Here is a 20,138-nt window from a genome sequence, read left to right as displayed (position 1 = left end):
GTTTGTTTATAATGCTTCGAGATTAGCAGTGCATAGGATTCAAGTAGAAATGAAACATCAAACGCTATAAAAAGCTTAATTAAATGGATTTTTAATTTTTTTGAAAAATAAAAGTCATCAAGGGGGTACTGTACGCATTTTTAAAAACGGCAATTATGAAATTGATTCGCGAAAAAGTAATTGGAAAAAGATTCATCGCAGTCATAAATATGATAGTCTATTCATACGACAAGTTGATTTTTTGAAAGATTTGGAGGAATTATTGATGGAAGATAAGTTAGGGGCTAGTATTAAAGAGTTAAGACTGATGAAAAAAATGACGTTAAGTGATGTATCAAAAAGGAGTGGTCTATCGATTAGCTTTATCTCACAAGTAGAACGATCAAAAAGTTCAGTAACAATGACGTCCTTGAGAAAAATATCAGAAGCACTCGATGTAAATGTCAGCCATTTTTTTCAATCGAATCTGTCTCAAAGTGCAAGTATTACGAGAAATGGAGATCGTAAAGAGCTTAATTATCGGGATATGAGCTTTAGTTTTACGAATTTAGTAGGAAGTTTTCAAAATCCCATTTTCGAACCAATTATCGCGACATTGTTACCCGGCGAAACACAGAAAAAACCATATTCACATAAAGGGCAAGAATTCATCTATGTATTGGAAGGGACGTTGACAGTTATCTTGAATGATGAAGAGAACTTGCTTTATCCGGGAGACAGTTTACATATTGATTCGACACAACCCCATACTTGGTTTAACGCCTCTGAAGAACCGGTAAGGCTGTTGATTGTAATGGCATCTGCCAACAACGGTATTATAAATGGCTTTGAAATGAATTGAAGAACCTGGGCATGTTTCAAGTAAAAATATTCGAGTTTTTTTGATAAAGTAGTTCTTATGATTCGAAAACCTAAAAATTAATTGACAACTAAAAAAATCCCTCTATAATTAACGGAAGAGTAACTATCGTCACAATTATCAGAAGATTGATAGTGAGGGTAGTTAAAAACTCTAATTACTAATTGAAGTGGGGGTGAAAATAAAGGGAGGATTAAAAAAATTTAGCTATAAATTGAAGTGTGAGTGAAAAAATAATAGTAAATAGATTGTGCGAAAATAAGGCTATTTACTATTTTGGAAGGATGTAGATATTATAGAAAGGCTGGTGGTGATGAACAATTTGAATGACAGACAAGCGTATTAGGATGAAATACAATTAGCAAAAAAAAAGGCTGGGGTGGCAAAAGGTTTCTCTCCTCTCTGGTCGCATCGTAGCAATTAGGCGAACATCTTAAAAATGAATGAAAACAGGTAAATAGAAAAATACAAAAATAGAGGAGAATGAAGATGAATTTTCAAGGTATTTTGGTTCCTTTGGTTACCCCTTTTAAAAGCGATAAAAGCTTGGATGTAGAAACCTTAAAACAATTGACTAAAGCCTTTATCAATAAAGGCGTAACTGGCTTGGTGGTGTGTGGCACTACTGGTGAATATTACACCTTGAATGAAGCGGAACGTGAAACCGTTTTAAAAACCGTGGCAGAAGTCGCCAAAGGTCAAGTAACTTTGATTGCCGGTATTAATGATTTATCAACTGAAGGGGCGGTTACACGTGCCAAACAAGCCAAATCTTTGGGCTACGAAGGCTTAATGTTAGCACCTCCCTCTTATAGCCTGCCTGACCAAACTGGTGTGATTGCCCATTACGAAACTGTGGCAGCGGCAACTGATTTACCCATTATCATGTACAACTTTCCTGCTCGCATCGGCATTGAAATTGAATACGACACGGTGGTGTATTTGTCGGAAAATCCGAACATCGTTGCTATCAAAGAAAGCAGTGGTGACTTTAGCCGCGCCTTACGTTTGCTACAAACTCCATTTGAGAATTTTGAAGTAATTTGTGGTTGTGATGATCAACCCGTGGACTTTTTCTTTTGGGGCGCGAAAAGCTGGATTGCTGGTGCAGGTAATGTGTTCCCAGAAGAGCAAGTGGCCATGTTCAATGCTGCGCAAGCTGGTGACTGGGATAAAGCTCGACAAATCATGCGCAACATCTACCCTGCTATTTATTCAATGGAGTCCGGCAACTACAACCAAAAAGCCAAACTAGGCTGCCTGAAAGGTGAAATCAATGTCGGTACGGTACGCCTCCCTTTATCTGATTTATCAGAAGAAGAAAAAGGGGAATTCATGTCTTTCTTTAAAAAATAATTTGGAGGGGAGACAAATGACCGTAACCGGAGGACACATCTTTGCCCTCGCCGAAGAAGACAAACTAGGGGCAGGCAACTTAATTGATGGTTTTACGAGCGCAGAGGGAAATTAAAGTAATTTTACTTAGCACTTTCCGTATGATTGAACTTGTTTATGAGGAAGGTGCACCTAAAGACGCTCTAAAAGTCTTTGGTCTATTTTATCGGTAAACGCTTTCGAAAACGAAGAAGAAGCCCTTGCCAATAACAGCTCTTACGGTTTGGCTGCTTCTTTTTAAATCAAAAACATACGCGTGGCCTGTGCCATTAAAGCTGGTATAGTTTCTGTGAATGACTTTAGCGAGGGCGATATCACCATCCCATTTGGTGGCTTTAAACAATCTGGCTTCGTTGGCAAAGACAATGGCATAGAAGGTTTTGAACAATATGTACAAATAAAGGTGATTCGATTCGTCAAATCAAAATAATCTAAGTAACTTTTTGGGAGGAGTAAATATGGCGCAAACAGATAATAAGCAGCTAAAAAAAGTTGTTGCTGCATCTATGGTTGGATCTGTAGCTGAATGGTATGAGTTTTTCTTATATGGTACCGCGTCTGCTCTAGTTTTTGGAGAATTATATTTTCAACAAACCGGAAACGCCATTGACGGCATTCTAGCCGCATTTGCTCTCTATGCGGTAGGCTTTTTAGCTAGGCCACTCGGAGGGATTGTTTTTGGTCATTATGGTGATAAATTTGGGCGTAAAAAATTATTACAATATAGTTTAATTATCGTTGGAATTACGACCTTCTTAATGGGATGTATTCCATCATTCAATAGTATTGGTTACTGGGCTCCTATCTTACTCGTTACTTTACGATTAATTCAAGGTTTTGCTTTTGGCGGAGAATGGGGAGGAGCTATTATTTTAGTAGCTGAGCACAGCCCTAAAAATAGACGTGGTTATTGGACAAGTTGGCCGCAAGCAGGCGTGCCATTGGGTAATTTAGTAGCAACAATTATCCTCTTAGTCTTATCTAAAGGCTTAAGCCCAGAGCAATTTATGGACTGGGGTTGGCGCGTAGCATTTTGGTTCTCTGCCGTTGTAGTACTAATTGGTCTTTGGATTCGTAAAAGTGTAGATGATGCCCCTATATTCAAAGAGGCACAAGAAAAACAAGCTCAATTAGAAAAACAACAATTAGGTATTGTAGAAGTGTTTAAATACCATAAAAAAGCTATTATTGCTGGTATTGGAGCTCGTTTTGCAGAAAACATCTTATACTATACTGTTGTAACTTTCTCCATTAGTTATTTAAAACTTGTGGTCAATAAAGATACTTCACAAATTTTATTATTAATGTTTGGTGCCCATGCAATTCACTTTTTCTTTATTCCACTAATGGGACACTTAAGTGATGTTTGGGGACGTAAGCCGATCTATATGACAGGTGCCATTTTAACTGCATTTTGGGGATTTATCGGGTTTCCAATGATGGATACAGGGAATGACTGGTTAATCATGTCTGCGATTACTTTTGGTTTATTCATTCAATCGATGACGTATGCACCATACGCAGCATTAATGACAGAGTTATTTCCTACCCATATCAGATATACGGCTTTGTCTTTATGCTATCAAGTAGCGCCAATTTTAGCAGGCTCATTGGCTCCATTAATTTCATTATATCTCCTGAAAACATATAATAGCTCTATCCCGATTTCAATTTATATAGTAATAGCAAGCATAATTTCCATTTTAAGTATAACGCTAGTGAAAGAAACAAAAGGAAAATCACTTACTTTTAAGAAAGCAGAGTAAACCAGATGGACAAGCACTCTATGAAGAAACCTAAGTAGCGGTATTGGCGAAGCGAAGGTTCATCAAAGTATTCTCTGGTTCTGAAGACCCTGCAATCGAGTCATTTCTGGCGCAACAGGCTGGATTTTCGTATTGGGGAACATTGCACCAAGCCTTGTAACTGCCTTATACAACCACGTTCAAAAAGAAAAAACGGACTAGGCTTGGGCACTTTATGATAAATTGCTCCCACTTTTCAAATTCCTTGAGGGCTCTGGTAAATATGTTCGAATCGCAAAAAGAGCGATGGAATTGAAAAGATTGGAGGGTGGACAATACCATTTACCACGTCTTCCGTTGAATGAAGAAGATGCAAAATTGACAGATCTTATAGCGAGCTTAGAAACAGTTAAGAACTGAGAAGGAGAGGCGGATAATGATGCAAGCAACAAACTACGATTTGAAACCGAAAGTTAAAACGTTTTTAGAAGGTGTCAAAGGTCTTTACATTAATGGGGAATACGTACCCGCGATCAACGGGAAAACATTCGACGTCATTGACCCAGCGACTGAAGAAGTGATTGCGCAAGTGAGCGAAGCGCAGGCGGAAGATATCGAGGTTGCGGTCGTAGCGGCGAGAAAGGCGTTCGATGAAGGTGACTGGACAAAGATGGAGGCGGCGGAACGGTCTCATCTAATCTACAAATTTGCTGATTTGTTGGAAGAGAACCGGGAAGAGCTAGCACAACTCGAAGCGCTTGATAATGGGAAGCCGTATGCTGTTGCACTTGCAGATGATGTCGATGGAACAGTTCAGCACTTTAGATATTATGCAGGATGGGCAACGAAATTATTTGGGAAAACAACACCTATTTCCCAAAACTATTTGACTTATACAAGCCATGAACCGGTTGGCGTCGTTGGGCAGATTATTCCATGGAATTTCCCGCTCGCAATGGCTGCTTGGAAGCTTGGATCGGCACTCGCTGTTGGCTGTACGGTCGTTATTAAGCCAGCGAGTGAAACACCGCTTTCCCTTCTTTATGCAGCACAATTGTTTAAAGAAGCAGGATTCCCGGATGGCGTTGTCAACGTCGTGCCTGGCGCGGGTCGAGTTGCTGGAGATGCGATTATCATGCATAAAGACGTAAATAAAGTGGCGTTTACAGGGTCAACGGCTGTCGGGAAAGAAGTCATGAAGAAAGCGGCGGAGCAAATTAAAGGCATTACATTAGAACTTGGTGGGAAATCACCAGCTATTATCCTGGAAGATGCGAACTTAGAAGAAGCAATTGAAGGGGCATTTAACGGTACGATGTACAATCACGGGCAAAACTGTAGTGCTTGTACGCGTGTCTTCGTTCACCGTTCTCATTATGAGAAAGTTGTCGAAGCGTTAGCAGAACGTGCAAACGCATTGAAACTGGGACCAGGAATGGACCCAAAGACGGAAATGGGACCACTCGTTTCGGCGAAACAGCAGCAAACCGTTCTTGGCTACATCGAGCAAGGGAAAAAAGAAGGCGCGCGTCTCGTGGCGGGCGGAGAAAAAGCGTTCGATAAAGGATATTTTGTGCAACCAACCATTTTTGCAGATGTAGAAGATGATATGAAGATTGCGCGCGATGAAATTTTTGGCCCGGTCATGGCTGTCTTCGTTTTCGATACGATTGAAGAAGTAATCCAACGTGCCAACGATAGCGAATATGGTTTGGCAGCAAGTGTCTGGACAGAAAATATTAAATCGGGCCATTACATTGCAAATAAGTTGCAAGCAGGAACTGTCTGGATCAACGACTTTGGTCTTGAATGGGAAACAATGCCCTTCGGTGGCTACAAACAATCTGGAATTGGCCGCGAAATGGGCGGAGATTACGGTTTGGCGAATTACACAGAAGTGAAAAGTGTCTTTGTGAATATTAAACGATAACGGTTTTATTGTTTCATTGGTATAGTGAAAACGGCCTTTAATTTCAGGCACATATGCTGAAATTATTCGGAATATGTAGTTCGATTTTATAATAATACAATCGAAATCAGGTTTATATGTGTCTACTTGACTACCTTGTATTTTTAAATAATTGGGTGAAATTGTTTGTCTTTTCTTGATGCACAGGCACTGAATTTCATTCTAAAATTGCACTTCAATTACATGAGATACAGTAAAGGTTCAGCCAAAATAAACTTTGGCTGAACCTTTACTGTGTGCCCGCTTTTTGAAAAGATCGACATAGTTTAACTGATGAAAATAAAGATACATTAATGACGATAATTGAACAGACCATGATTGATACTATTTCAAACGTACTAGGAGTAATTGATGGAAGTTCAACTTTAAAAGATTGTTTGTTTGAACCTAAATTACTACTAGATTCTATTGACACAGAAGGAGAACTTCAAGATTCGTTTTTAGAATTCATAGAAGCAAGAGATAACAACAGCTAATTAATTTCAAGTATCTGCGCATAAAACTATCCTAATAATTCACTACAATTATATATGTATAAGACATGGATTAGGTATTCACTTCAATATCTAATCTTCTTTGAATTTTATACAGTTATTTGAACTATTCGTTGTTGCCCAAACACCGATTTTTTTTGGGTGTCTCGCTTAATTATACAATCGGCGTAGATAGTAAAAAACCGTCCACAATGTTGCTGACCTTGGTCGCATGGCATTGTGGATGGTTTTATCCGTTTAAGCTTATACGTATGGTTGAATTAAAACTATTAGAACCTGCCTTGAATTTTGAAAACAATTTCTGCGAATAATGTAGCGAATAGGAAAGTCCCTGTGTAAACAACTAAGGAGACTATAATGATTCGCCATCCCAATCTCTTAAAGCTTTCAATGTCTTTACCTAATGATAAACCGGCATATGCTAAAATCGGAGTAGCAAGTGCCATGAAGTTAATCTTTGCTGTTTGTTCAACTATCATTTCATTTCCGGGAAAAATGGGGGTTGTTGCGATTAATGCTAAGAATGATATCCATATAACTGCTGGCATTTTAATCGGTAAGTGAGCGTTAAGCGTCAAACCAATTACGGTTACGAGGATAATAAGAAGTATCCCCGGCAAGGCTTCAATTGGATTTACACCGTATCCTACCCAGTTACCCATAATCGCGATTAACCCAATAAGAGTTAAGACCTTTGCTTTATGAATCATTTTTCTCCCTCCTGTTTAACTGACAATTTATTACGACCAATTTTGGGTTCTAACCAATCGTAAAGACGGGCTGTGACAGGAAGTGAGAAAAACACACAAATATACGTACCTAGAATGGTCGTAATAAGGTTCGCGGCGGCGGCGAACAACACGATATCATCTGCTGCTTCAGGGAATGTTACAGCAAGTGCCCCGGATGCAGCGGCCATCATACTTCCGGAACCAACACCCGCTCCCATAGCTAGAGAAATTGGATGGAAAATACCGAGACTTCCCAGGAATCCTGCTAGTAAGGCTAAATAAATGGCACCGAAAACAGTTCCACAAACATATACGCCAAGTGCTCCTCTTCCTTCAGGAGAATCCGCTCCATATTTCTCAGAAATAATGGCTAAATTCGGCTCACGGTCAATTGAAAAGGTTGCTCCAATTGCTTCACGTTTCATCCCGAGAAGTATAGCTATCGGTAGCCCAATGATAATTGTTCCAATGATATGTCCAACTTCTTGGAAGGCCAATGATAGACCCGCATCAAAAATCTTTGGAAGTGAGGGTCCTAACATAGTTCCAAGTTTAGCAACAAATAACATGAAAGAGATACCAAGTATTCCTGCAGCATTTTTCATCTGAGCTTCATTCATCAACTTCAAGCGAGGCCAACTTACAATACCGCCCCAAATTAACACGTATAACATGGGGAATAGCGCAACGGTGCCTAGCCCAAGATTGAACTGTTTAGTGCCAATTGCTTCACCTAGTACGACAAATACTAGGACGATTACATGGAGCTTCCAATCTTTCCACACATAAATTCCCCCTCAAGTCAGTTAGTAATCTTATGATTCCCCAGTAACTCGACGACTTGACCCACTGCACTCGTATCCAAACTCCCCTTACCTTGTAACTTAGCAATCTCGAAAAGCTGCTCTACAATGGAGCTTAAGAAAGCAGGTGTTTCGGAACTTTTAGATAGCTTTTGATATAGGCCCACGTCCTTCGCCATGTGACTTAGTAAAAAATTTACGTTATGATGTGTATCCTGGACTAAATTTGGTCCGAAAACGGAAAGGACTTTGTTTTGGGCTGAACCGATCGACATAACTTCTGCAATCTTTTTCGCATCGACGCCTGCTTTTACACCAGTTAGTAAAGTTTCGCTCAGTAAGACCATAATTCCAGCCACCATCATATTGTTACACAACTTTACAACTTGCCCAGAACCCGCGGAACCGATATAACGGATTTCATTCCCAATCGCTTTTAACACCGGAAGAATAGCGCTGTAATGTTCTTTTTCTCCTCCAACCATGATTGTTAATGTCCCAGCATCTGCTCCTAACGGCCCGTTACTCACCGGACAATCAAAGTAGTGAACACCTACATCTTTCGCTTGCTGAGCTAATTGTTTTGTTGAATCGACATCCGTCGTACTCATGTCCAAAATGAAAGCACCTTTTTTCAAGTCGTGGAGAATTCCATTTTCCCCGACAAGTGTATCTTCTATTAAGTTAGAAAGTGGTAATGATAAAACAATCACATCTAACATAGGTGCAACAATATTTATCACAGTAACTGGGATTGCTCCTAGCTCCTTCATTTGTTGTTGTTTCATCGGATCAGGATCATAGGTCCAAACCTCGTAATCACTTTTTAAAAAGTTTTTCACCATTCCCGCTCCCATAGCTCCGCAACCGATCATTCCTAATTTCATTACGAATTCCTCCTTTACGGTCTCATATAAACTGTTTTAAGATCTGTCCAGAAATCCAATGCAGTACTGCCTTGCTCTCTAGGTCCAATACTGGATTCTTTCTTACCACCGAAAGGATAATGGTTTTCGAAATATGTGGAGGGAAGATTGACATGCGTAACGCCGGATTGACTATTGCGGACAAAATGAAATGCTTTCGCTAAATCATTTGTGTAAATCGTTGAAGATAAGCCAAACTCAGTATCATTAGCCAACGCAATTGCGTCTTCATAGTTTGCCACTTCAAACACACCAATCACAGGTCCAAAAATTTCTTCTTTGGCAATTGTCATATTTGAATGCACATTACTAAATACAGTTGGAGCAACAAAAAAACCATTTTTCAAATCACCTTGTACTAAACGTTTTCCCCCGGTTTCCAGTGTTGCACCTTCATCTAGTGCTGTTTGTACATATTTCAAGTAAGTATTTAACTGATTTTCATCTATGATTGCGCCATTCGTTGCTTCCTCGCTCATTCCATTTTGAACGACGAATGATTCGGCCTTTTCTACAAGTCTATCTACTACCTGACGATAAATCATTTTTGGTACAATCAGCCTACTCGTTCCTGTACAACGTTGCCCGTTATCGAAAAAACCGCTTGTTACAACACTATCAATGGCAAGGTCTAGATCAGCATCTTCAAGAATAATCGCCGGGTTTTTCCCGCCCATTTCCGCCTGCATTTTACCACCATGTTGTGCAACGGCTTTCCCAAGGGCTGCTCCAACATCTGTCGAACCAGTAAATGAAACTGCTTTTAGTTCCTTATTTTCTCCAAATTCTTTTCCAATGACTGCGCCTGATCCAGTGACCATATTAACGACGCCGGCAGGAACACCAGCTTTTTCAAGTAGTTCAATAATTTTTATACTAATAAGTGAGGTGGTACTAGCAGGTTTGAATACAACTGTATTGCCAGCAATAATAGCAGGAGCGATTTTCCAAATACCGATACCTAGGGGGAAATTATAGGGAGCAATAATTCCTACTACACCCAAAGGTTCCCGCACTGTATAGGCAAAAATATTGTCATTGTAAGAAGGTAAAGTCTCCCCAGCAAGACGGGTCGCCTCACCACTGAATTGTTTCATCGCTTGAATTGTTTTTGTTACTTCTCCTCTTGACTCCCGAATTGCTTTACCAACTTCTTTTGTAATAATAACCGCTAACACTTCTTTATTGTCTTCCAATAAATTTATCAATCTAAAGATGACATCCCCACGTTCTGGGGCGGACACTTTCGACCATTTTTGAAAAGCCTTCTTCGCAACTGCAATGGCCTCTCGAACATCTTCAACAGAGGACTTTTGGAATCGTCCCAGCACTTCAGCACTATTTGCTGGATTTACGCTGTCATATAACTCGTTTGTCTTGGAGGACACCCACTCTCCATTAATGTAGTTTTTATAGACGGGAACCTTCGACGTTTGATTGTTCGCCTTACTGTTGTATGCAGATACCATATAAATCTCTCCTTTTATGATAAGATATTGCTTTGAAAATCATCATTGATAGGGATGAATAAAGTGAATATGTTTTAAGGGTGGGCGTTATAATTCGGACCATCCATTAGAACACATATAACTAAATTGTATTCAGGTTGTCCATGGAATATTTCGTGTTCAAATAATTTATTTGATTTTGCCGAACGCTATTTCGATAATAAACTTAAATGAATAGAAGAAAGTATGTGGGAGAGGGCTAACTTTTATCGCTTTAGTATCTGGTTTTATGTATTGTGATTTTTCGTGGAGTTCAGCAGTGCGCGGTTGGCGGAAACTGAGTAGTATCCTTAATATGAAAGTATTACGAATTTAGATTCTTTAATCGATTGATCGGGCAAACCAATGATGACACACTGTTCTTTATCGCTTCTCACACTCATCTCAACTCGTTGGACAATAGATGATACTACATAAACGTTTTGCGACTATTACTGTTCTTTTAGTTCTTAACGTTCTCAATTTCAGGTACGCTGCGCGCGTCACTACCCAGAGAATTCAATACAATTGTAAAATAAAAAAATGCAGACTAAGCAAATTGGCAAATGTCTGGTTCGAAATCTTACCACCAATTCGAGAACAAAGTGCCAACACGCATTAAGTGGATTCCTGCATAACACTCATGCGCTTATCCGGTTGTTTTGCTGTCAAACTGCGGGTGGTTATAAGATAATGGTGATATATGTGATAGGTAAACTCCAGAGAGAAGGAAGTGTTAAACGATGAATTTAGAGTTGGTTATGCAGGAGCTTGAAGCCCTTGGCAAGGAACGAATGAAGAAAATGTACATGTCCAATGGTGCGCATGAGCCGCTTTTTGGCGTGGCTACAGGAGCTATGAAACCAATCGTAAAGAAAATTAAAATGAATCAACCTTTAGCTGAAGAGCTGTATGCCACAGGGAACTATGATGCGATGTACTTTGCAGGTATTATTGCCGAACCCAATGTCATGACGGAGGCGGATTATGATCGTTGGATCGATGAGGCGTATTTTTATATGCTGTCTGATTATGTAGTGGCTGTAACTTTATCAGAGTCAGATATTGCACAAGAAGTTGCCGATAAATGGATCGCAAGTGGTGAAGAGCTGAGAATGTCGGCGGGCTGGAGTTGTTACTGTTGGCTTTTAGGGAACCGACTAGACATTGAGTTTTCAGAAACCAAAATTTCCGATATGCTTGACATGGTAAAAAATACGATTCATGATTCACCAGAACGAACGAAATCCGCAATGAATAATTTTATATACACCGTGGGGATTTCCTATTTGCCGCTCCATGAAAAGGCAATCGAGACCGCAAAGGCGATTGGAATAGTAGAAATCAAGCGGGACAAGAAAAAAAACAGTTTCCTAAATGCTTACGAAAGCATTCAAAAAGAAGTCGATAGAGGAAAGCTTGGTTTTAAACGCAAGCATGTAAGATGTTGAAATTAATTTCAGGCAGCTGTACTGAAAGTTTCAGGTGTCTGATAATCTAATCTCTATTGTTTTTTTATGAAATTAAGTGAATTATTTGTTGTTTTTTTGCACAGGCACCCACACAAATATGGGGAAACCTTACACTATTTTGAGGATCATAAAAGCCTAATTTCTCGATGTTAAATGAGAAATTAGGCTTTTAAAAAATTGGGATATCTTCATTTTTATACGATATCTCTTGAGATAGTGAATTAATTGAACACCATACCACCATCTGATAAGATGTTTTGCCCAGTGATGTAATTAGAGTTTGGTGAAGCCAAGAAGGATACAAGATGAGCTACATCTTCAGGAGTTTGTGAACGACCAAGTGCAATTCCTTCAGTGAATTTCGCAAATGCTTCTCCTTTTTTCGTCCCCATGTGTTCCATCATTTTTTCATCTAGTCTGTCCCACATACCTGTTCCAACAATCCCGGGGCAATAAGAATTGACGGTGATTTTATCTTTCGCAAGTTCTTTTGCGGCAACTTGCGTCAACCCTTTAACCGCAAATTTACTTGCCGAATAAACACCTAACATTTCGAATCCTTCTTGACCAGCAATTGAACAAGCGTTAATGATTTTACCGCCAGTCCCTTGTTTCTTCATCTGATTTGCTGCTGCTTTAATGCCATAAATCGTCCCTTTAACGTTAACGTCAAGCGTAAAATCAACCGCTTTCGGATCAACATGTGTAAGCGGTGCAACTTGTCCTTCCACACCTGCATTGTTAATAAATACATCAACACTGCCGAACGTATTAACCGCATGTTGAACAAGTGCTTCTTGATCGTCGGGATTGGCTACGTTACCAACGAACGATGTAACTTCAAATCCATTATTTTTAAATTCTTTTTCGGTTTCAGTTAGAATTTGTTCGTTAACATCGCTTAACACAATTGAAAATTCTTCATTCGCTAAACGTTCAGCTAACGCTTTCCCTATACCTTGACCTGAACCTGTAATGACCGCTACTTTTTTCTTGCCCATTATAAATTCCTCCCTATTTTTTTCACGAACCATCAAAACGCTACATTCAATTGCATTCCCCAAAAACTAAAACCTCAAACGATATGGAATATAGTGTTTTTCGCAGTAGAGGATTCTTTAGTTAGTAGGAAGTGAATTTATGTACTCTAATATATAAGGCATGGACTAGGTATTTACTTCAACATGATTCAGAGCAATGAAAGGGAGAATTGTCCCTTTAGATTTTGATTTTTGTTATAATGACGAATATGTAGCTTAAATTATGTACTAAATAGGGGAGCAGAATATGGAAAATAACGTTTTTGAACAGATGGCAAAAAGATACGACACAGAGGAAAGAATTGAATTAGCTAAAATACTAGTTAAGGAAGTAAGACCAGAATTACGAAATAGTAAATCGAAATCTTTAATAGACTATGGGAGTGGTACTGGTCTAGTTAGTTTAGAATTATCAGATTTAGTGGATTCTATTTTACTGGTAGATTCATCAAAACAAATGTTGGAGGTTGCGAAAGCTAAAATTTCTCACAAAGGAATCCTCAACTCAAAAGTACTTTATTCAGATTTCACTCAAGAAACTACTGAACTTAAGGCAGACATCGTTTTAATGTCACTAGTCCTTCTTCATATTCCGGATACTAAAAAAATTCTACAAGGATTGTTCAACATTTTAAATAATGATGGCAAGCTAATTATTATTGATTTTGACAAAAACGATGAAATATATCATCCGAAAGTTCATAACGGTTTTTCGCATGAAGAATTGAAAAATAGATTATCCGAAGTTGGATTTAAATCAATTGAAATTAAGACATTTCATCATGGAAATCGTATTTTTATGAATCAAGATGCCTCAATGTTTATATCCAGTAGTATTAAGTGATTTCTTGTCTTCTCTTGATGTACTGGCACATAATTTTCATAAAGTAAAAGAGGAATGTAACCATCTACAAATGGTTGCATACCTCTTTTATTTTTTATTCGGAGCCTTGAGTTGACGGAATGCAGTCATGCGTCAGTTACCCTTCAACTAGGCCATCAACAAATCATGGAAAGCGTCCAACCAAGCACAGTAAGTGTCCAACCAACTCCGAAGAGTCTGCAACCAATCCCGGAAAGTGTCCAACGAACGGGGAAGTCTCCAACGAACCAATCGAAGTGTCCAACCAAGCCCGGAAAGTGTGCAACCAACCCGTGAAAGTGTCCAACCAATTCAGGAAAGTGTCCAACGAACGAGGAAGCCTCCAACAAACCAATCGAAGTCTCCAACCAATCCCGAAGAGCCTCCAACCAATCCAAGAAAGCGTCCAACCAACAGGCGAGTCTCCAATGAAACAATCAGATTAACAAGTTATTCAATAAAATTGTTGTTGTTTTTCTTCAGAATATGTTCTACAATACAGAAGCAGTTGATAATGATAATCGTTATCAGTTAAGCGGGTGATTGTAACGGAGGTGAAATATTGAAGAAAAAGGATCTAAGCAAGATAGGGATGGGCAAAAGTTATTATGTATTTATTTTTCTTCTCGTAGGCATCATTATGCTATCGGCTGTCTTTTCAGTATCAATTGGACAAGTTAATATTCCTTTCACGCAGGCTATGGACATATTATTACATGCATTAACAAATGGAAGGCTTGGATCACTCGATCATGTCCAAAGCGAATCCTATTTGAATATTATTTTACAGGTGAGGATGCCACGTGTTATTTTCGCACTGCTTATCGGCATAGGGCTGGCGTTATGTGGAACGGTTATGCAAGCAGTCGTGCAAAATCCACTTGCTGACCCATACATACTTGGTATTTCATCGGGCGCATCATTAGGTGCAACTTTTGCAATTCTCGTTGGATTTGGAAGTAGTGCATTTTTGTCTCAGTTTGGCGTGGCATTCGGAGCCTTTGTTGGTGCGATGATAACATCAATGGCAGTTCTTATTTTATCGAGCATCGGCGGTAAAGCAACATCTGTGAAACTCGTTTTATCTGGAGTTGTAATCGGTGCATTGTGTAGCTCCTTTGCTAGCTTAATTATCTATTTTGCCAATAATGCAGAAGGGATTAAGACCGTTACTTTTTGGTCAATGGGAAGTCTAGCTTCAGCTAGTTGGGATAAAACACCGATTTTAGCCATAGTTGTTCTGCTTGGATCAGCCCTATTTCTTTTCCAACATCGCGTGTTAAACACGATGCTGCTAGGTGACGAATCTGCTATTACACTAGGCATTAACTTAAGTGCATTCCGAAAACTTTATATGATCATCACTGCTCTTGTTACGGGAACAATGGTCGCCTATTCAGGAATGATTGGCTTTGTTGGTTTAATTATTCCGCATATCACTAGGGGGATTTTCGGAGCCGATCATAAGCGTTTAATGCTTGGAACGCTGCTTTTAGGAGGACTTTTCATGATTTGGGCCGATATTTTGTCACGAACGTTAATACATAATGTTGAATTGCCCATCGGAATCATTACCTCTGTTATTGGATCTCCATTATTTATCTACATGATTGTAAAAAGAGGCTACAACTTTGGAGGGTAGAAAATGGAATTGATTGCAAAGGGAATAGATATTACTATCGGGAAAAAAGAGATTGTGAAAAACATTTCAATCCTTGTGAAAAAACAACAATTTGTAGGGCTGATTGGACCAAATGGTTGTGGAAAATCAACGTTGCTAAAGGCTATCTATAAGAGTCTTGTTCCTCAAAAAGGAATGGTTTTTTTAGATGATGTTGATGTACTGAAAAGTTCAGAGAAAAAAATTTCACAGCGATTAGGTGTAGTGGGGCAATTTAATGAAATGAGTTTTGATTTGTCCGTTCAGCAAATGGTGATGTTAGGCAGAACACCACATAAAAGAATGTTGGAGTCAGACAAACAAGAAGATTATGTGATTGTGGAGGAAGCTTTGAAAACAACAAATTTACTCGATTACAAACAGCGTGGTTTCTTATCGTTGTCTGGTGGAGAAAAGCAAAGGGTTATCTTAGCGAGAACCATTGCGCAACAGCCAAAAATCATGGTTTTAGATGAACCGACAAACCACTTAGATATACGCTATCAGCTTGAAATTTTATCATGTGTTAAAAATTTGAACATTGGTGTATTAGCAGCTCTCCATGATTTAGAAATGGCAGCACATTACTGCGACTACTTGTATGCCATAAAAGATGGAGAAATCTATGCGCATGGAACACCAGAAGAGGTTTTAACGCCAACTACAGTTGAAGCATTATATCAAATTAAATGTCAAACATATACCAATCCTGTTACAAATGGATTAGGTTTTGCATATGGCATATAGGAGGAGCACCATGAAAAGAAAATTATTGCTTGGTATCGGTTTAGCTGCACTTCTAACATTAACGGCATGTGGAGATTCGAGTAAGGGTACTTCAAAGGAAGCCGAAGCGAAAGGGCATTACCCGTTAACGATTCAAAACTATACGAAAGCTGAAGGCGGAACAACTTGGGATAAGAAAGACCAAGTATTTGATGCAGCACCTGAAAGAATCATGGCTAATACGCGTCCAACAGCGGAATTATTATTGCATTTAGGCTTAGGCGATAAAATCGTTGGGGTAGGGGCAAACTTCGGAGCTCCTGACAAATCAGTAGAGGAAGAATACTTGAAATTAACTATTCTAAGTGATGAATATGTCGGCAAAGAGGTGACATTAGGAACCAATCCAGATTTAGTTTTTGGTCGAGGCGGCTTATTTGATAATGCGGATTGGGGTGTAGGTACAGTAGATACACTCAATAATATGGATATTAAAACGTACGTAATAGAGTCATCTGTTACAGGCGGAACATATGATTCTATTTATAAAGATATTGAAAACATCGGTAACATTTTTAGTGTCCAAGACAAAGCGGACAGCTTTATAAAAGAGCTTAAAGACAAACAAACATCGATTACATCAAAATTAGAAAGCATTCAAGACCATAAAACATTTGCTTATTTGCATACAAATGACCCAAATGAGATTTATGTCTATCCAGCAGGCGATGAAACATTCTTCAACGATGCCTTTAATATGGTCAAGCTAGATAACATATTCAAGAAGGAGACTGCTGATGTAAGTATTGAAACGCTTATTGAGGCTGATCCAGATGTATTAATCTTACCGGAATGGGATGACGCAGACCTTGAAAAAGTGAAAGAAGGGATCTATGCAAACCCGAAATTATCAAGTATGAAGGCCATCAAAAATAAGCAGATTTATGTAGTGGATTACAATTATATGTTTGGCTATGGTTATAACACGATCGATGGAATGGAACTATTAGCAAAAGAAATTTATCCAGACTTGTTTAAATAACATATGAAAGCTGACAGTTTTGAAAATACTTCAGACTTATTTTTAAAGCTGGTGTCTTAATTTAGGTAAAAACTACTCTACTAATTTACTTCAATTGCATAGTAATAGAAGGAAGACCAGACAAGTTACGATTGTTTGGTTTTTTTGTATGTTTATCCAAGTGAATTTACATATATTTATTGCTGCGCATCGCTAGTGGGCGCTGCGCAGTAATATTCACTTCCATCATTGAGATAACCCACCTTCGTATTCAAATTGAATTAATACCTAGCACTAAAAATGGGTGAATGTTATAATACTTCTAATAATTAACAAGAATGGGGGTGAATCAATTGAGGAAGATATTCCTTTTATGTGTGACTTGCTTTAGTTTATTCCTAATCGTACCTACTATTGTTCATGGCGAAAATCTGAATGCTTCCATTAGTGAGGATGTTGGAAAATCACGAATCATTTTGTTTGGCAACGTAAAGAAGGTAGATAATGTATTGAAAGATAAAACGGAGTCTATTGATACAGTTCTTCAAGAAACAGTGAATGGTATGCAAAAAACAGAAATTAATTCTGTTACTTCTGGAATTAAGAATACAGGGGATTTACTAAATAAGACAGTTACCGGTACTGTGGGGAAAACAACCTCTGAAGTAACAAATGTGGTGAATGACACAGTGAATTCGGTCGTATATGGATTACCAACTGTTCCTGTCGTCACCCCGGTCGTTAAGGATATAAATGAAACAGTTGAGAAAACAACTTCTTCTGTTCAAACGATCGTAGAAACCACAGGGGAATTTGTTAATGAAACTCTGAAATCTACAATCGATGTTTCTGAAGATGAGGTTATTGAACCTGCTGAAACAGTGGATACCGTTCCTAAAGTTATAGAACTTCCTCTTGAAATCTTTGAGGAAGATAAAAAAACCAGTAGTAGGAGTGAAAAATTCTTCACTAAACTAAAAGAGTGTAGTCGTGATGTCAGGCCAGTGCAGAAACGGGAACCTATTACGCCTTTAGCGCCTGAAATTGAGACAGATGTATTGAGTAAACAGGTCGGTACTAGTGAACTAGAGAAACATAGTGACATCGACTTTGATAATGAGATTGAAAGTAGTATGAATGACGAGGTTAACCTAGAAGTAGATTCTATTATAGTAGAAACTTCTGTAAATCGGCAATCGATTGGTAAGAAAGTAAAAGTGCATGAACAGGGGAATGGTTTGATTGAACCAATTATTAATTCTAAAACTGACGTGTTAGAAAAGAAAAATGTTGATAATCCTAATCATTCAACTAAATCAAGCCCAGAGGTGGGGAGTCTACCGCCACCTATCATTATAGGAGCACCTTCGCCTACAGCCTCCTTAACTTTAGAAATGGGCGGACAAAGCGATTTAAGTTTTTATGGAATCGTTGATGTGTTCACGCTAAAATCTTCAGGCGGCGGAAAGTGGATACATTTGAATGAGGTTGCAATGGTTAAATGGGCACATGCTCCTCCCGGGAAACCGCCACAACAATCTCCTTTTTTAAATGTGTGATAAACATTATAAAGGGGATGAAAACAAATGAATAACATCGTGGAAATTAGGGATTTATCGGAGAGAACAAAGATTAAAGATATGATACAAAGTACAGACCAACATTATGTTGTTGGACAACTTGCGGCAAGTATTGCCCATGAAATACGAAATTCATTAACAACTATTAAAGGGTACACGCAATTAGGAAAGCAGGAAGCACCAACTAAAAATTTTGATGTAGTTATGTTGGAGATTGAAAAGATAGAAGAAATAATAAATGAATTGTTACTTTTAGCTAAACCGCAAATTTCCACTTTTGAAGAATTGGATATGCAAAAGGTTCTCGATAATTATATGGAAATTTAGGCACCCATGCATAAAGTGAAAGGCAACCGCGACAACATTTGGTTGCCTTTTTTTTGAGTTTTTTTGACTATTGAATTGTCATAAATCAACCATGAACCTTTCGCTATTAACTTTAGGTATGCTGTACATGATACTATTTCGGCAATTCACTGAAATTACATATTTATAATTTTGGTCAATTTAGCCATCCTTAATTTATAAACACTGACATCATTGTATGCTTTTATTCATACTATATTTTGGGGTGAAAAAATGCCAAGAGTGAAATACCGAGATTCAGACATCGACTTACTGGCAAGGATGATGAGAGCGGAAGCTGAAGGTGAAGGTAAACAAGGAATGCTATACGTTGGCAATGTAATTGTTAATCGTCTCGTCGCAGATTGCTTGGACTTTACAGATTTAAGATCAATTGATGATGTCATTTTTCATGTGCAAGGAGGAAATTATTCTTTTGAGGCTGTTCAAAAAGGTAATTTATTTTATGAAAGAGCGAGACCAGTTGAAAAGAGATTAGCAAGACAGACATTGGATTACTGGAGAGACCACCCAGGGAAATATGCCCTTTGGTATTTTAATCCGTCTGGTCCATGCCCTCCAACATGGTACGGTCAACCTTTTACTGGTCAGTTTAAAGAACATTGTTTTTATGAACCAGTAGCTGGAACATGTGAAAGTGTTTATATCGGTTAGGTTGACTAATGAAGATTATTAATTCTGGAGTTTAATTATAGTTTTGCTTTCTGGGAATACAAATACAACACTTTCAGTGGCTTCTTAATTCGGGGGGGAGGCATCCACAAAGCGTCGAAGCGGGATTAATGGGAATCCTAAACCCTTCCAAGTACAAGGGCTTTTTCAGTGGCCTCCCAAAAGCCCTTGTAAAGCGCAAACGCCGTATTCATTTGTTCAACATAACTAGCCAACAAAACACGTTCCATTCAGTTATTGAATGAAGCGTGTTATTTTTATTGTCTTTTTTACGGAAAAGGGAAATCAAAACTGTTTTTCAAAATAATAACCCGTAGAAACAAGATGACT

The 20,138-nt window shown here is 38.6% G+C and carries 20 protein-coding genes; 14 read left to right on the top strand and 6 right to left on the bottom strand.

The window, feature by feature from the left end; genetic code table 11:
* Positions 1 to 265 precede the first annotated feature (265 nt).
* From AZE41_RS18810 to AZE41_RS18790, 6 genes are all read left to right on the top strand, one after another.
* The gene (locus AZE41_RS18810; protein WP_067214062.1) at positions 266 to 841 is read left to right on the top strand and encodes a helix-turn-helix domain-containing protein; all 576 of its coding nucleotides are present in this window, start codon (positions 266 to 268) and stop codon (positions 839 to 841) included.
* A 507-nt stretch (positions 842 to 1,348) separates the two neighbouring features.
* Positions 1,349 to 2,215 carry a 4-hydroxy-tetrahydrodipicolinate synthase gene (gene dapA / locus AZE41_RS18805; protein WP_067212767.1) on the top strand — a complete coding sequence of 289 codons (867 nt, stop codon included), beginning with the start codon at positions 1,349 to 1,351 and terminating at the stop codon, positions 2,213 to 2,215.
* A gap of 295 nt (positions 2,216 to 2,510) precedes the next feature.
* Positions 2,511 to 2,684 carry an aldehyde dehydrogenase family protein gene (locus tag AZE41_RS23390; protein ID WP_257722490.1) on the top strand — a complete coding sequence of 58 codons (174 nt, stop codon included), beginning with the start codon at positions 2,511 to 2,513 and terminating at the stop codon, positions 2,682 to 2,684.
* A 28-nt stretch (positions 2,685 to 2,712) separates the two neighbouring features.
* Entirely contained in the window at positions 2,713 to 4,020 is a 1,308-nt protein-coding gene (abaF, locus tag AZE41_RS18800) for a fosfomycin efflux MFS transporter AbaF (protein WP_067212764.1), read from the top strand.
* Between the two features lie 418 nt (positions 4,021 to 4,438).
* On the top strand, positions 4,439 to 5,929 hold the full coding sequence (locus tag AZE41_RS18795; RefSeq protein ID WP_067214061.1) for an aldehyde dehydrogenase family protein: 1,491 nt from the start codon (positions 4,439 to 4,441) through the stop codon (positions 5,927 to 5,929).
* A gap of 332 nt (positions 5,930 to 6,261) precedes the next feature.
* Positions 6,262 to 6,444: a hypothetical protein gene (locus tag AZE41_RS18790; RefSeq protein ID WP_231885722.1), complete on the top strand. Its 183-nt coding sequence runs from the start codon at positions 6,262 to 6,264 to the stop codon at positions 6,442 to 6,444.
* A 287-nt stretch (positions 6,445 to 6,731) separates the two neighbouring features.
* Here the strand turns inward: AZE41_RS18790 and AZE41_RS18785 are convergent, their stop codons facing one another.
* The 4 genes from AZE41_RS18785 to AZE41_RS18770 are packed head-to-tail and all read right to left on the bottom strand — an operon-like array spanning position 6,732 to position 10,391.
* On the bottom strand, positions 6,732 to 7,172 hold the full coding sequence (locus tag AZE41_RS18785; RefSeq protein WP_231885721.1) for a hypothetical protein: 441 nt from the start codon (positions 7,170 to 7,172) through the stop codon (positions 6,732 to 6,734).
* Positions 7,169 to 7,978 (bottom strand): DUF3100 domain-containing protein, encoded by an 810-nt coding sequence (locus AZE41_RS18780; RefSeq protein ID WP_231885720.1) that lies wholly within the window; start codon positions 7,976 to 7,978, stop codon positions 7,169 to 7,171. The genes AZE41_RS18785 and AZE41_RS18780 overlap by 4 nt, the downstream gene beginning before the upstream one ends.
* Positions 7,979 to 7,995: 17 nt before the next feature.
* Positions 7,996 to 8,883: an NAD(P)-dependent oxidoreductase gene (locus tag AZE41_RS18775; protein WP_067212758.1), complete on the bottom strand. Its 888-nt coding sequence runs from the start codon at positions 8,881 to 8,883 to the stop codon at positions 7,996 to 7,998.
* A 14-nt stretch (positions 8,884 to 8,897) separates the two neighbouring features.
* Entirely contained in the window at positions 8,898 to 10,391 is a 1,494-nt protein-coding gene (locus tag AZE41_RS18770) for an aldehyde dehydrogenase family protein (protein WP_067212755.1), read from the bottom strand.
* 761 nt (positions 10,392 to 11,152) lie between these two features.
* Here AZE41_RS18770 and AZE41_RS18765 point away from each other — a divergent pair.
* Positions 11,153 to 11,860 (top strand): DNA alkylation repair protein, encoded by a 708-nt coding sequence (locus tag AZE41_RS18765; RefSeq protein WP_067212752.1) that lies wholly within the window; start codon positions 11,153 to 11,155, stop codon positions 11,858 to 11,860.
* Positions 11,861 to 12,102: 242 nt separating this feature from the next.
* On the opposite strand, the gene AZE41_RS18760 is transcribed toward AZE41_RS18765, so the two are convergent.
* Complete coding sequence (locus AZE41_RS18760) at positions 12,103 to 12,882, bottom strand: acetoin reductase (RefSeq protein WP_067212750.1); 780 nt, start codon at positions 12,880 to 12,882, stop codon at positions 12,103 to 12,105.
* A 286-nt stretch (positions 12,883 to 13,168) separates the two neighbouring features.
* Here AZE41_RS18760 and AZE41_RS18755 point away from each other — a divergent pair, with 286 nt between their 5' ends.
* The gene (locus AZE41_RS18755; protein WP_067212747.1) at positions 13,169 to 13,765 is read left to right on the top strand and encodes a class I SAM-dependent DNA methyltransferase; all 597 of its coding nucleotides are present in this window, start codon (positions 13,169 to 13,171) and stop codon (positions 13,763 to 13,765) included.
* A 155-nt stretch (positions 13,766 to 13,920) separates the two neighbouring features.
* On the opposite strand, the gene AZE41_RS18750 is transcribed toward AZE41_RS18755, so the two are convergent.
* Positions 13,921 to 14,193 (bottom strand): hypothetical protein, encoded by a 273-nt coding sequence (locus AZE41_RS18750; RefSeq protein ID WP_067212745.1) that lies wholly within the window; start codon positions 14,191 to 14,193, stop codon positions 13,921 to 13,923.
* A 182-nt stretch (positions 14,194 to 14,375) separates the two neighbouring features.
* On the opposite strand from AZE41_RS18750, the gene AZE41_RS18745 reads away from it, so the two are divergent.
* From AZE41_RS18745 to AZE41_RS18720, 6 genes are all read left to right on the top strand, one after another.
* Positions 14,376 to 15,425, top strand: a complete 1,050-nt coding sequence (locus tag AZE41_RS18745; RefSeq protein ID WP_418064832.1) for a FecCD family ABC transporter permease — start codon at positions 14,376 to 14,378, stop codon at positions 15,423 to 15,425.
* Between the two features lie 3 nt (positions 15,426 to 15,428).
* Positions 15,429 to 16,190 (top strand): ABC transporter ATP-binding protein, encoded by a 762-nt coding sequence (locus tag AZE41_RS18740; protein ID WP_067212740.1) that lies wholly within the window; start codon positions 15,429 to 15,431, stop codon positions 16,188 to 16,190.
* 10 nt (positions 16,191 to 16,200) lie between these two features.
* Complete coding sequence (locus AZE41_RS18735; protein ID WP_067212737.1) at positions 16,201 to 17,211, top strand: ABC transporter substrate-binding protein; 1,011 nt, start codon at positions 16,201 to 16,203, stop codon at positions 17,209 to 17,211.
* A 488-nt stretch (positions 17,212 to 17,699) separates the two neighbouring features.
* Positions 17,700 to 18,749 carry a hypothetical protein gene (locus tag AZE41_RS18730; protein ID WP_156476100.1) on the top strand — a complete coding sequence of 350 codons (1,050 nt, stop codon included), beginning with the start codon at positions 17,700 to 17,702 and terminating at the stop codon, positions 18,747 to 18,749.
* Between the two features lie 27 nt (positions 18,750 to 18,776).
* Complete coding sequence (locus AZE41_RS18725; RefSeq protein ID WP_067212732.1) at positions 18,777 to 19,097, top strand: histidine kinase dimerization/phospho-acceptor domain-containing protein; 321 nt, start codon at positions 18,777 to 18,779, stop codon at positions 19,095 to 19,097.
* A gap of 252 nt (positions 19,098 to 19,349) precedes the next feature.
* Positions 19,350 to 19,790 (top strand): cell wall hydrolase, encoded by a 441-nt coding sequence (locus tag AZE41_RS18720; protein WP_067212729.1) that lies wholly within the window; start codon positions 19,350 to 19,352, stop codon positions 19,788 to 19,790.
* Positions 19,791 to 20,138 lie beyond the last annotated feature (348 nt).

The organism is Sporosarcina psychrophila (genome assembly GCF_001590685.1).
Taxonomy (GTDB): Bacteria; Bacillota; Bacilli; order Bacillales_A; family Planococcaceae; genus Sporosarcina; species Sporosarcina psychrophila.
This window is presented reverse-complemented; position numbering and strand designations above follow the sequence as displayed.

Bases quoted from the DNA above. Each gene is read 5' to 3' on its own strand.
- AZE41_RS18810 (WP_067214062.1), top strand. From the start codon at position 266: ATGGAAGATAAGTTAGGGGCTAGTATTAAAGAGTTAAGACTGATGAAA.
- dapA (WP_067212767.1), top strand. From the start codon at position 1,349: ATGAATTTTCAAGGTATTTTGGTTCCTTTGGTTACCCCTTTTAAAAGC.
- abaF (WP_067212764.1), top strand. From the start codon at position 2,713: ATGGCGCAAACAGATAATAAGCAGCTAAAAAAAGTTGTTGCTGCATCT.
- AZE41_RS18795 (WP_067214061.1), top strand. From the start codon at position 4,439: ATGCAAGCAACAAACTACGATTTGAAACCGAAAGTTAAAACGTTTTTA.
- AZE41_RS18790 (WP_231885722.1), top strand. From the start codon at position 6,262: ATGACGATAATTGAACAGACCATGATTGATACTATTTCAAACGTACTA.
- AZE41_RS18785 (WP_231885721.1), bottom strand. From the start codon at position 7,172: ATGATTCATAAAGCAAAGGTCTTAACTCTTATTGGGTTAATCGCGATT.
- AZE41_RS18775 (WP_067212758.1), bottom strand. From the start codon at position 8,883: ATGAAATTAGGAATGATCGGTTGCGGAGCTATGGGAGCGGGAATGGTG.
- AZE41_RS18770 (WP_067212755.1), bottom strand. From the start codon at position 10,391: ATGGTATCTGCATACAACAGTAAGGCGAACAATCAAACGTCGAAGGTT.
- AZE41_RS18765 (WP_067212752.1), top strand. From the start codon at position 11,153: ATGAATTTAGAGTTGGTTATGCAGGAGCTTGAAGCCCTTGGCAAGGAA.
- AZE41_RS18760 (WP_067212750.1), bottom strand. From the start codon at position 12,882: ATGGGCAAGAAAAAAGTAGCGGTCATTACAGGTTCAGGTCAAGGTATA.
- AZE41_RS18755 (WP_067212747.1), top strand. From the start codon at position 13,169: ATGGAAAATAACGTTTTTGAACAGATGGCAAAAAGATACGACACAGAG.
- AZE41_RS18745 (WP_418064832.1), top strand. From the start codon at position 14,376: ATGGGCAAAAGTTATTATGTATTTATTTTTCTTCTCGTAGGCATCATT.
- AZE41_RS18740 (WP_067212740.1), top strand. From the start codon at position 15,429: ATGGAATTGATTGCAAAGGGAATAGATATTACTATCGGGAAAAAAGAG.
- AZE41_RS18735 (WP_067212737.1), top strand. From the start codon at position 16,201: ATGAAAAGAAAATTATTGCTTGGTATCGGTTTAGCTGCACTTCTAACA.
- AZE41_RS18725 (WP_067212732.1), top strand. From the start codon at position 18,777: ATGAATAACATCGTGGAAATTAGGGATTTATCGGAGAGAACAAAGATT.
- AZE41_RS18720 (WP_067212729.1), top strand. From the start codon at position 19,350: ATGCCAAGAGTGAAATACCGAGATTCAGACATCGACTTACTGGCAAGG.